Consider the following 9,874-nt stretch of genomic DNA (forward strand, 5'->3'; position numbering starts at 1 on the left):
CGGCGGGCCCTCCGGGGTGCCGGTCAGCCGAACTGCTGCTCCAGGTCCTTGAGTTTGCGTTCGAGGGAGTCGAGGCGCGGGATGGTCTGGGTGTCGTCCTCGGCGGTGAGGTCCACCGTCCGGGGGCCCGTCACCTCAGCGATCTCGGTTCCGTGCACGGCCTGCAGGGAGGGCCGGCGGCGCGGGGCGGGCAGCTGTCCCGTTTCCGCTATGGCCGGCTCCGCGCCGACAGGCGCGGAGCCCGACCCGGGGGCCAGCCCCGGCACGTCGACCTGGCGGGCGCGGGACCGCCCGAACGCACGGTTCTGCCGGCCCAGGGCCTTGATGCGGGCCCGGTCCAGCCGGTTCTGGTCGCGCCTGCGGTGGCGGTCCTGCTCCCGCTCGCGCTTGTCCTCGCGCACCTCGTCGACGGCCTCGTCGAGGGTGCGGACCCCCTCCAGCAGCATGAGCGACCAGGCGCCGAAGGTCTCGCGGGGCGCCCGCAGCCAGCGGACCATCCGGATCTGCGGCAACGGCCTCGGGATCAGGCCCTGTTCGCGCAGCGCCGCCCGGCGGGTCTGCTTGAGGGCGCGGTCGAAGAGGACGGCTGCCGAGAGCGACATGCCGGAGAAGAACTGCGGGGCCCCGTCGTGTCCGGCGCCGCGCGGCGCGTGCACCCAGTTGAACCAGGCGGCCGCGCCCGCGAACAGCCAGACCAGCATGCGGGAGCCGAGGGCCGCGTCGCCGTGGCTGGCCTCGCGGACGGCGAGCACCGAGCAGAACATGGCGGCGCCGTCGAGGCCGAAGGGGACCAGGTACTCCCAGCCCCCGGAGAGGTTCAGGTTCTGCCGGCCGAAGCCGACCAGTCCGTGGAAGGAGAGCGCGGCGGCCACCGCCGCGCAGCAGAACAGCAGGACGTAGGAGGCGGTTCCGTAGACGGCCTCCTTGCGCCGCCTCCGCTCTTCGCTGCGCTCCCAGGTGTCCTCGGTCGCGGCCTTCTCGCTTTCCCGCTTGCCCCGCGCCAGCACCGCAACCGCCGCAAGCACGCCCAGGATCAGCAGGCTGCCGGGCAGCAGCCAGTCCAGCGATATGTCGGTCAGTCTCATGCGGATGTCCCTTGCCTCTGCCTCGCGTGTGCGGCCTTCCGGGTGCCATGGTGGCGCAGAAGATCGGCCCGGCATGCGGGTTTCGGGGCAAGTGGACGCCACCGGGGGGTGTGGCCCGCCGGATAGGGTGTTGTGACTCGAACTCCCGCTCGCATGGACCGAGTTGTGTTCGATTGTGGTCAGTCGTGCGAGTGGGTTCAGATGTCAGGCGGCAGCCGTGAGGCGGACGATGCGTTCCGCGTCGCAGGTCCGCGGACAGGTGGTGCAGGTGCCCTCGGGCCGGATCGTGTAGAAGAGGCAGCAACTGGCCCGGTCCCGGGTGGCCAGCCGCTCGCCGCTCGGGCCGGAGAGCATGCGGAAGCCCGCGCTCGCGGTGTACGGGGCCGTCCTGCCGGGCAGCAGCGCCGCCAGCTCGGCCCTCGCCCGCTGCTCCTCGCCCACCAGCTTTCCGAGGTGCCAGACGCCCGAGACGATCTCGTCGGTCACCATCCCCCACAGGGCGCGGCGGCCGCGCCGCATGCGCGGGGCGAAGCCGTCCAGCAGGGGTTCGAGGTGCTGGGCCACCGCAGCCCGCACCTCGCCGCGCAGCGCCTCCTCGTCGGGCACGACACGGGCCCCGGGGAGAGCGGCCGCCGGATCGTCCGGCAGGCAGGCGAAGGAGTCGATGCGGACGCTCATGCGCCGCTGGGTCCGGTGGAAGGCCACGTGCCCGGCGGACAGCCGGGGCACCCGCCGGTGGAGGAACCAGGGGGCCGTGACCAGCAGGCAGGCGGGCCATGCGTACCGGTGCAGCCCGAAGGTGGCCACGACGTCGGGGCGGGCCTGGCGGCCGTGGTCCCGCAGGACCTGCGCGTCGTCCCAGGCGAGGTAGCCGTCCAGCTCGGCTCCGCCGGCCGCGAGCGCGTCCGCACCGATCCACCCCACACCGCGAGGGGCGCTCTCGTGCGCTGCGCGCTCGACGACCCGGAGGTTTCCGTAGGCCTCGGACAGGCGTGCGTACGCTTCCGCCACCGGAGAGCCGGCCGGGGGAGGGACGTCGATGGAGCTGTCGGGCATGGCGGAACCACCGATTCACACGGTCGCGAACAGGGAAGGTAAGCCTTACCTTAGCTGATCTCCGGTGGACCTGTACCCCCACCCGCGGGACCGGTTCACCTATTCTCGGAACGGCCAGGTCGAGACCCAGAGGAGGACCGAGTGCACGAAGCGGCCCACGTCAGGGTGACGACGCTGATCCCGACGCAGAAGGTGCTGCGCCATTCGGTGCGCGCGCAGGTGCTCGACGCGCTGCGTGCCGCGCTCGTCGACGGGGAGCTGGTGCCGGGTGAGATCTACTCCGGGCCGGCCCTGGGGGAGCGCTTCGGCGTCTCCGCGACGCCGGTGCGCGAGGCGATGCAGCAGCTGGCGCTGGAAGGGGCGGTGGAATGCCTCCCGAACAGGGGCTTCCGGGTGCTGTCGCGTACCCCGCGCGCCCTGGCGGAGCTGGCGGAGGTCCGCGCGCTGCTGGAGGTTCCGGTGATGCTGCGGCTGGCCCGTACGGTCCCGGCGGAGGCCTGGTCGGCGCTGCGGCCGGCGGCCGTCGCCACGGCCGAGGCCGCCGCGGCCGGTGACCTGCCGGCCTATGCGGACGCGGACCGGGCCTTCCACCGGGAGGTCCTCGCCCTGGGCGGGAACGAGCAGCTGGTCCAGGTGGCCGAGGAGCTCCACCGGCGGTCCCAGTGGCCGCTGCCGGGCGCCCCGCGGATCCGCCGGGCCGATCTCGTCGCGGACGCGGCGGAGCACTCCGCCCTGCTGGAGGCCCTGATCGCGGGCGACCTCCCGCTCATCGAACCCCTGATCCGGGGCCACTTCACCGGCACCTGACCGGGCCCCGCAGGGCCACCGCCGCGCGGCTCCGAGAGGCGCGACTGCAAGCGGCCGGGCCGGCCCGGCGGGGGCGTGACCGCCCGGGTCAGGTGGCCGGGGCGGGGTGCAACTGGTCCGCGAGCCAGGTGGGGATGCCGCCCAGGAGGTGGAACAGGCGGCGGGCCTCCGCCCGCAGCCGGGCCGCCTCCGGCTCCGGCTCGGCCTCGGCCAGCGCGGCCAGCGCCGGCGCCGTGCCGATCAGGAAGCCCAGGTCCTCGCGGATGCGCAGCGACTCCGCGAAGCCCTTCCGGGCTTCCGCCACCTCTCCGTCCCGCAGCGCCAGCGCCGCCAGGTGCCGCCAGGTGAACGAGAGCAGCAGCGTGTCCCCGTGCGCCTGCGCGCCCGCGTGCGCCCGCCGGTACGCGGGCCGGGCCGACTGCGGGTCGTCCGCGAGGTGTTCCGCGACCAGGCCCCGGCGGAAGTCCAGCAGTGGGCGCGTCCGGGATCCGGGGGACAGCAGCGCCGCCGCCCGGCCCAGGGCAGAACGGGCCTCGTCCGACCGGTCGCGGACCCCGAGCACGGTGGCCGCGTACGCCAGCTGCCCCCGCTCGCACGCCGCCGCGCCCCGCTCGTCGTCGTCCCGGGCCACCGCCTCGGCGGCCCGCAGCGCGTCCTCCGCCTCCGCCCAGCCCTGCCCGGTGAACAGGCACCGCTCGACCAGCAGCGCGGTCCGCTGCACGGCCGCGCCGGCGTCGGGCAGGTGCGGCGTCAGCAGGGCCGCCGCGTCGGTCCAACAGCCGCGCGAACGCAACCGCCATATCGCCCGCTGGAGGGGGTCGTCGCCCCCGGCGGTTCCGGCACCGGACATGGCGGTATCCGCCACATTGCCCTCCCCAAAGCAACCAAGCAGCACGTCGTTGAGCCCTGGGGCGAAATGAGAGCACGGATCGGCGGCTTCGGCCAAGGGGTCGGGTGAACTCTTTCACAAAGTCCGGACGCCGTGTCAGGCGCCCCTCGGCGCCCCGTGGCCGGATCTGCTCAGCTCATCCGCAGTGCCAGGAAGAAGTCGAGCTTGTCCTCCAGCCGCGACAGGTCACGCGCCGTCAACTGCTCGATTCGCCCGACCCGGTAGCGCAGCGTGTTGACGTGCAGGTGCAGCCGCGTGGCACACCGCGTCCAGGAGCCGTCGCAGTCCAGGAACGCCTCCAGCGTCGGGATGAGCTCCGCGCGGTGGCGGCGGTCGTAGTCCCGCAGCGGGTCCAGCAGGCGCGCCGTGAAGGCGCGGCGCACGTCGTCCGGGACGAACGGCAGCAGCAGCACGTGCGAGGCCAGCTCGTGGTGGCCCGCGGCGCAGACCCGGCCCGGCCGGGCCGCCGCGACCCGGCGGGCGTGCCGGGCCTCCTCCAGCGCCCCGCGCAGCCCCTCCGCGGAGTGCACGGCTGCGCTGACGCCGAGGGTGAGCCGCCCGTCGTCGGCCAGGCCCGCCTGGAGGGGCTCGCGTACGACGGAGAGCAGCTCGTCGGCGTGCAGGGCGTTGTCCGGGCCCTTCTCCTCGCCGGGCTCGCCGGGCAGCGCGGGCAGCGGTACGAGCGCGATGGCCTCGTCACCCGCATGGGCCACCGCGATCCGGTCCGAGGGCTCGGGCCCCGAGACGGACGGGTCGACCAGGATCTCCTCCAGCAGCGACTGGGCCACCGGGCCGCCGGGGATGTCCCCGCCCTCCCAGTCGACCCGCGCCACGACGACCTGCCAGTGCGGGGCGGTGCCCAGCCCGGGCAGCAGCACCGGGGCCGCGACCCGCAGGCGGGCGGCGATCTCGGCGGGCGCGGCGCCCGTCTGGACCAGCTCCAGCACCTCCTGGGCGAGCCGGCGGCGTACCGTGCGGGCCGCGTCGCGCCGGTCCCGCTCCACGGCGATCAGCTGGGTCACGCCCTGGAGCAGGTCGAGCCGCTCCGCGGGCCAGTCGCCCGCGTCCGCCTCGACGGCCAGCAGCCAGTCCGAGAGCACGCTCTCGCGCACGTCACGGGCCCCGGGGTCGCCCGGGCCCCGCCCGGCTCCCCTGATCGGGAACAGGGAGTAGGTAATACCCTGGATGGAGATCCGGTGCGGGCCCCTGCGCCCGGTGCGGACCGCCGCCAGGTGCTCGCCGGCCAGCGCCGCACAGACGCCCGGTGTCAGGGGTTCTCCCGCTCCGGCGATCTGCCGGCCCGTGGGGGACAGCACCCAGGCGCGCAGATCGAGGTCGGTGGTGAGCAGATCGAGCACCACATCGGGTCCACCCCCCGCGGGGCCCGAGGTCATGAGGCGGCGGTGCCGGTCGACCACGGCCGCGAGATCGCCCGCGCGCTCCCCGGAGACCTGCCGCACGACGTACTCGGTGATCGTGGCGAATGCAACGTCTTCGTTCACAGCGAACAGCGGCAGCCGGTTGCGCCGACAGGCTGAAACGAGATCGTCGGGGATGTCCCCCAGCTCCGCCTCGCCCGCCGCGAGGCCCGCGACGCCCGCGCTCGCCAGGATTCGTACGAACGGCTCGGAGTCGGCTGAATTTCTTCGCCAGGCCAGGCCAGTGAGGACGAGCTCGCCCCCGGTGAGGTATCGGCTGGGATCCCTCAGGTCGGTCGTCATGACGCCGCGGACCGTCCGGTCGAGTTCGTCCTCGCCGCCCAGCAGCCGCAGCCCCAGCGCCTCGGTTTCCAGCAGTGCGCGCAGCCGCATGATGTCGCCGCCGATCTGTCTCGAATGTTGCCGTTGGAAATCGGGCAGGTCGTTGCATCCTGCCTTTCATACGAATCTACAAGACGAGAGAGGCCGCCAGCCAACTCCTTCATGGTTTCGGTGACTGCACCCGGAGGACGCGCGGCTTGTGTACTGGCTCCACACCGCGTTAACAGCACGTGAACGACCAGTCGAGGGCCCCAGGGCCTCCTGGCTTGAAGTGAACGACACGATGAAGAAGAAGAGAGCCGCACATGGACTTCCTTCGCCCCGCCAGCTGGGAGGAGGCGCTCGCCGCTAAGGCCGAGTACCCCACAGCTGTGCCGATTGCGGGTGGCACTGACATCATGGTCGAGATCAACTTCGACCACCGCCGTCCGGAGTACCTCCTCGACCTGGGCCGCATCGAGCTGCTGCGGGAGTGGGAGGTAGGCGAGGAGGTCACCAAGCTGGGCGCCTCCGTCCCGTACACCCAGATCATGGAGAACCTGCGCGCCACGCTGCCGGGTCTCGCGCTCGCCTCGCACACGGTCGCGTCCCCGCAGATCCGCAACCGCGGCGGCGTCGGCGGCAACCTCGGTTGCGCCTCGCCCGCCGGTGACTCCCACCCCGCCCTCCTCGCCGCCGGCTGCGAGGTCGAGGTCGAGTCCGTACGCGGCTCGCGCCTGATCCCGATCGACGAGTTCTACACCGGCGTCAAGCGCAACGCGCTCGCGGCCGACGAGCTCATCAAGACGGTGCACATCAAGAACGCCACCGGCCCGCAGCAGTACTCCAAGGTCGGCACCCGCAACGCGATGGTCATCGCCGTCTGCGGCTTCGGCCTCGCGCTGCACCCCGACACCCGCACCGTGCGTACGGGCATCGGCTCGGCCGCCCCGACCCCGGTCCGGGCCAAGGCCGCCGAGGAGTTCCTGAACGCCGCGCTCGAAGAGGGCGGCTTCTGGGACAACGGCAAGGTCATCACCCCGTCGATCGCCAAGCAGTTCGGTGAGCTCGCCTCCGGCGCGTGCAACCCGATCGACGACGTCCGTGGCACGGCGAAGTACCGCCGTCACGCGGTTGGCATCTTGGCTCGCCGCCAGCTCGTCTGGACGTGGGAGCAGTACCGCGGCACCAACGGCCGCTCGCTCGAAGGGGCTGCGTAACCATGCGCGTCAATTTCACTGTCAACGGTCGTCCGCAGGAAGCCGACGACGTGTGGGAGGGCGAGTCCCTTCTCTACGTTCTGCGTGAGCGTCTGGGCCTGCCCGGCTCCAAGAACGCCTGCGAGCAGGGCGAGTGCGGTTCCTGCACCGTCCGCCTCGACGGTGTGCCGGTCTGTTCCTGTCTGGTCGCGGCCGGTCAGGTCGAGGGCCGCGACGTCGTGACCGTCGAGGGCCTGGCCGACTTCGCCAAGCAGCGCGAGGAGCACGGGCACGCCTGCGGCACCGGCGCGTGCGGCGGCGGCAAGGGCGTGTCCACCGACGAGGCCAAGCAGTGGTCCGCCAAGGGCACCGACTCCCAGACCGGTGAGGGCGTCGCGCTCTCCGGCATCCAGCAGGCGTTCATCGACGCCGGCGCCGTCCAGTGCGGTTTCTGCACCCCGGGTCTCCTGGTCCAGGCCGACGCCCTCCTGGAGCAGAACGCCGACCCGTCCGACCAGGACATCCGCGAGGCCCTGTCCGGCAACCTGTGCCGCTGCACGGGCTACGAGAAGATCCTCGACGCGGTCCGCCTGGCGGCCGCCCGTCAGGGAGAGGCGGTCTGATCATGGCTCAGAACACCCGCACCACGCCCGCCGGTACGCCGACGAACGTCACCCAGAACCACAACAAGGGCGGCATCGGCGAGTCCACGCTCCGCCCGGACGGCACCCTCAAGGTCACCGGCGAGTTCGCGTACTCCTCGGACATGTGGCACGAGGACATGCTGTGGGGCCAGACCCTGCGCAGCACCGTCGCCCACGCCGAGATCGTCTCCATCGACATCTCCGAGGCGCTGGCCATGCCGGGCGTCTACTCGGTCCTGACGTACGACGACCTGCCGGCCGAGATGAAGAACTACGGCCTGGAGATCCAGGACACCCCGGTTCTCGCCAACGGCCGGGTCCGCCACCACGGTGAGCCGGTCGCCCTCGTGGCCGCCGACCACCCGGAGACCGCCCGCCGCGCGGCCGCCAAGATCAAGATCGACTACAAGGAGCTGCCGCTCGTCACGGACGAGGCCTCGGCCCTCGCCCCCGGCGCGCCGCTGATCCACGAGGGCCGCGACGACCACCACTCCGGTCACGTCCCGCACCCGAACATCGTGCACCGCCAGCCGATCATCCGCGGCAACGTGGAGGAGGCCCGCAAGCGGGCCGACGTGATCGTCGAGGGCGAGTACACCTTCGGCATGCAGGACCAGGCCTTCCTCGGCCCGGAGTCCGGCCTCGCCGTGCCCTCCGAGGACGGCGGTGTCGACCTCTATGTCGCCACCCAGTGGCTGCACTCGGACCTCAAGCAGATCGCCCCCGTCCTCGGCCTGCCCGAGGAGAAGGTGCGCATGACGCTCTCCGGCGTCGGCGGTGCCTTCGGCGGCCGCGAGGACATCTCGATGCAGATCCACGCCTGCCTCCTGGCCCTGGCCACGGGCAAGCCGGTCAAGATCGTCTACAACCGCTTCGAGTCCTTCTTCGGCCACGTGCACCGCCACCCGGCGAAGCTCTGGTACGAGCACGGCGCCACCAAGGACGGCAAGATCACGCACATGAAGTGCAAGATCGTGCTCGACGGCGGTGCCTACGCCTCGGCCTCCCCGGCCGTCGTCGGCAATGCGTCCTCCCTCTCGGTGGGCCCGTACGTCATCGACGACGTGGACATCGAGGCGATCGCGCTCTACACGAACAACCCGCCCTGCGGCGCGATGCGCGGCTTCGGCGCCGTCCAGGCCTGCTTCGCCTACGAGGCCCAGATGGACAAGCTCGCGGCGAAGCTGGGCATGGACCCGGTCGAGTTCCGCCAGCTGAACGCCATGGAGATGGGCACGATCATGCCCACCGGCCAGGTCGTGGACTCCCCGGCCCCGGTCGCCGAGCTGCTGCGCCGGGTCAAGGCCCGCCCGCTGCCGCCGGAGCGCCAGTGGGAGACCGCCGGCGAGGGCGCGGACGTCCGCGCGCTGCCGGGCGGCCTCTCCAACACCACCCACGGCGAGGGCGTCGTCCGCGGCGTCGGCTACGCGGTCGGCATCAAGAACGTCGGCTTCTCCGAGGGCTTCGACGACTATTCCACCGCCCGCGTGCGCCTGGAGGTCATCGGCGGCGAGCCCGTCGCGATGGTCCACACGGCCATGGCGGAGGTCGGCCAGGGCGGTGTCACCGTCCACGCGCAGATCGCCCGTACGGAGCTGGGTGTCACGCAGGTGACCATCCACCCGGCCGACACCCAGGTCGGCTCCGCCGGTTCCACGTCCGCCTCGCGGCAGACGTACGTGACCGGTGGCGCGGTGAAGAACACCTGCGAGCACGTCCGCGAGGCGCTGCTGGAGATGGGCCGCCGCAAGAACGGCTCGTACCACCCGGCGTGGGCCCACGCGGAGCTGCTCCTGGAGGGCGGCAAGGTCGTCACCGACGGCGGCGAGGTCCTCGCGGACATCGCCGACATCCTGGAGGACGAGGCGATCGACCTGGAGCTGGAGTTCCGGCACCGGCCGACCGTCCCGTTCGACCTGGTCACCGGCCAGGGCGACGGCCACGTCCAGTACACCTTCGCCGCGCATCGCGCGGTCGTCGAGGTGGACACCGAGCTCGGCCTGGTCAAGGTCGTCGAGCTGGCGACCGCCCAGGACGTCGGCAAGGCCCTGAACATGCTCTCCGTCGTCGGCCAGATCCAGGGTGGCACCACCCAGGGCCTCGGCGTGGCGGTCATGGAGGAGATCATCGTGGACCCGAAGACCGCGAAGGTGCGCAACCCCTCCTTCACGGACTATCTGATTCCGACCATCCTGGACACCCCGACCATCCCGGTCGACGTCCTGGAGCTCGCCGACCCGAACGCGCCCTACGGCCTTCGCGGTCTCGGCGAGGCCCCCACCCTGTCGTCCACCCCCGCCGTCCTCGCGGCGATCCGGCAGGCGACCGGCCTGGAGCTCAACAAGACGCCGATCCGTCCGGAAGCCCTCACCGGCACCCTCTAGGACGGCGTGGTCCGGGGGCCGCGAGGCATGTCTGCGGTGTTATAGGTCACCGCTGATTCTTTCAGCGTCAC

General features: G+C 72.4%; 8 protein-coding genes. 4 read left to right on the forward strand and 4 right to left on the reverse strand.

All coding sequences use genetic code 11. The annotated features are described in order from the left end of the window. Positions 1-23: 23 nt before the first annotated feature. Both ABTY04_RS15100 and ABTY04_RS15105 read right to left on the reverse strand, forming a co-directional pair. Positions 24-1,085, reverse strand: a complete 1,062-nt coding sequence (locus ABTY04_RS15100; protein ID WP_352213818.1) for a DUF2637 domain-containing protein — start codon at positions 1,083-1,085, stop codon at positions 24-26. A 204-nt stretch (positions 1,086-1,289) separates the two neighbouring features. Then, entirely contained in the window at positions 1,290-2,141 is an 852-nt protein-coding gene (locus ABTY04_RS15105; protein WP_352213819.1) for a (2Fe-2S)-binding protein, read from the reverse strand. A 141-nt stretch (positions 2,142-2,282) separates the two neighbouring features. Here ABTY04_RS15105 and ABTY04_RS15110 point away from each other — a divergent pair, with 141 nt between their 5' ends. Further along, complete coding sequence (locus ABTY04_RS15110; protein ID WP_352213820.1) at positions 2,283-2,948, forward strand: GntR family transcriptional regulator; 666 nt, start codon at positions 2,283-2,285, stop codon at positions 2,946-2,948. Between the two features lie 88 nt (positions 2,949-3,036). On the opposite strand, the gene ABTY04_RS15115 is transcribed toward ABTY04_RS15110, so the two are convergent. Both ABTY04_RS15115 and ABTY04_RS15120 read right to left on the reverse strand, forming a co-directional pair. Then, positions 3,037-3,798: a hypothetical protein gene (locus ABTY04_RS15115; protein ID WP_352213822.1), complete on the reverse strand. Its 762-nt coding sequence runs from the start codon at positions 3,796-3,798 to the stop codon at positions 3,037-3,039. Between the two features lie 170 nt (positions 3,799-3,968). After that, positions 3,969-5,648: a PucR family transcriptional regulator gene (locus tag ABTY04_RS15120; protein ID WP_352213823.1), complete on the reverse strand. Its 1,680-nt coding sequence runs from the start codon at positions 5,646-5,648 to the stop codon at positions 3,969-3,971. A gap of 254 nt (positions 5,649-5,902) precedes the next feature. Between ABTY04_RS15120 and ABTY04_RS15125 the strand changes: the two genes are divergently transcribed. Genes ABTY04_RS15125 through pucD form a run of 3 tightly spaced genes read left to right on the forward strand, consistent with a single transcriptional unit; the run spans position 5,903 to position 9,803 of the window. Next, a complete protein-coding gene (locus ABTY04_RS15125) occupies positions 5,903-6,796 on the forward strand; it encodes an FAD binding domain-containing protein (protein WP_352213824.1) in 894 nt (297 codons plus the stop codon). A 2-nt stretch (positions 6,797-6,798) separates the two neighbouring features. Next, positions 6,799-7,398, forward strand: coding sequence for a (2Fe-2S)-binding protein (locus tag ABTY04_RS15130; protein WP_352213825.1), 600 nt, complete (start codon positions 6,799-6,801; stop codon positions 7,396-7,398). A gap of 2 nt (positions 7,399-7,400) precedes the next feature. Further along, positions 7,401-9,803, forward strand: coding sequence for a xanthine dehydrogenase subunit D (gene pucD, locus ABTY04_RS15135; RefSeq protein ID WP_352213826.1), 2,403 nt, complete (start codon positions 7,401-7,403; stop codon positions 9,801-9,803). Positions 9,804-9,874 lie beyond the last annotated feature (71 nt).

The organism is Streptomyces sp. NPDC097981 (assembly GCF_040302565.1).
Classification (GTDB): Bacteria; Actinomycetota; Actinomycetes; order Streptomycetales; family Streptomycetaceae; genus Streptomyces.

What these genes read in the sequence shown, in the direction of transcription:
- ABTY04_RS15125 (WP_352213824.1), top strand. Translation starts at nt 5,903, where the DNA reads ATGGACTTCCTTCGCCCCGCCAGCTGGGAGGAGGCGCTCGCCGCTAAG.
- pucD (WP_352213826.1), top strand. Translation starts at nt 7,401, where the DNA reads ATGGCTCAGAACACCCGCACCACGCCCGCCGGTACGCCGACGAACGTC.
- ABTY04_RS15105 (WP_352213819.1), bottom strand. Translation starts at nt 2,141, where the DNA reads ATGCCCGACAGCTCCATCGACGTCCCTCCCCCGGCCGGCTCTCCGGTG.
- ABTY04_RS15100 (WP_352213818.1), bottom strand. Translation starts at nt 1,085, where the DNA reads ATGAGACTGACCGACATATCGCTGGACTGGCTGCTGCCCGGCAGCCTG.
- ABTY04_RS15115 (WP_352213822.1), bottom strand. Translation starts at nt 3,798, where the DNA reads ATGTCCGGTGCCGGAACCGCCGGGGGCGACGACCCCCTCCAGCGGGCG.
- ABTY04_RS15130 (WP_352213825.1), top strand. Translation starts at nt 6,799, where the DNA reads ATGCGCGTCAATTTCACTGTCAACGGTCGTCCGCAGGAAGCCGACGAC.
- ABTY04_RS15120 (WP_352213823.1), bottom strand. Translation starts at nt 5,648, where the DNA reads ATGCGGCTGCGCGCACTGCTGGAAACCGAGGCGCTGGGGCTGCGGCTG.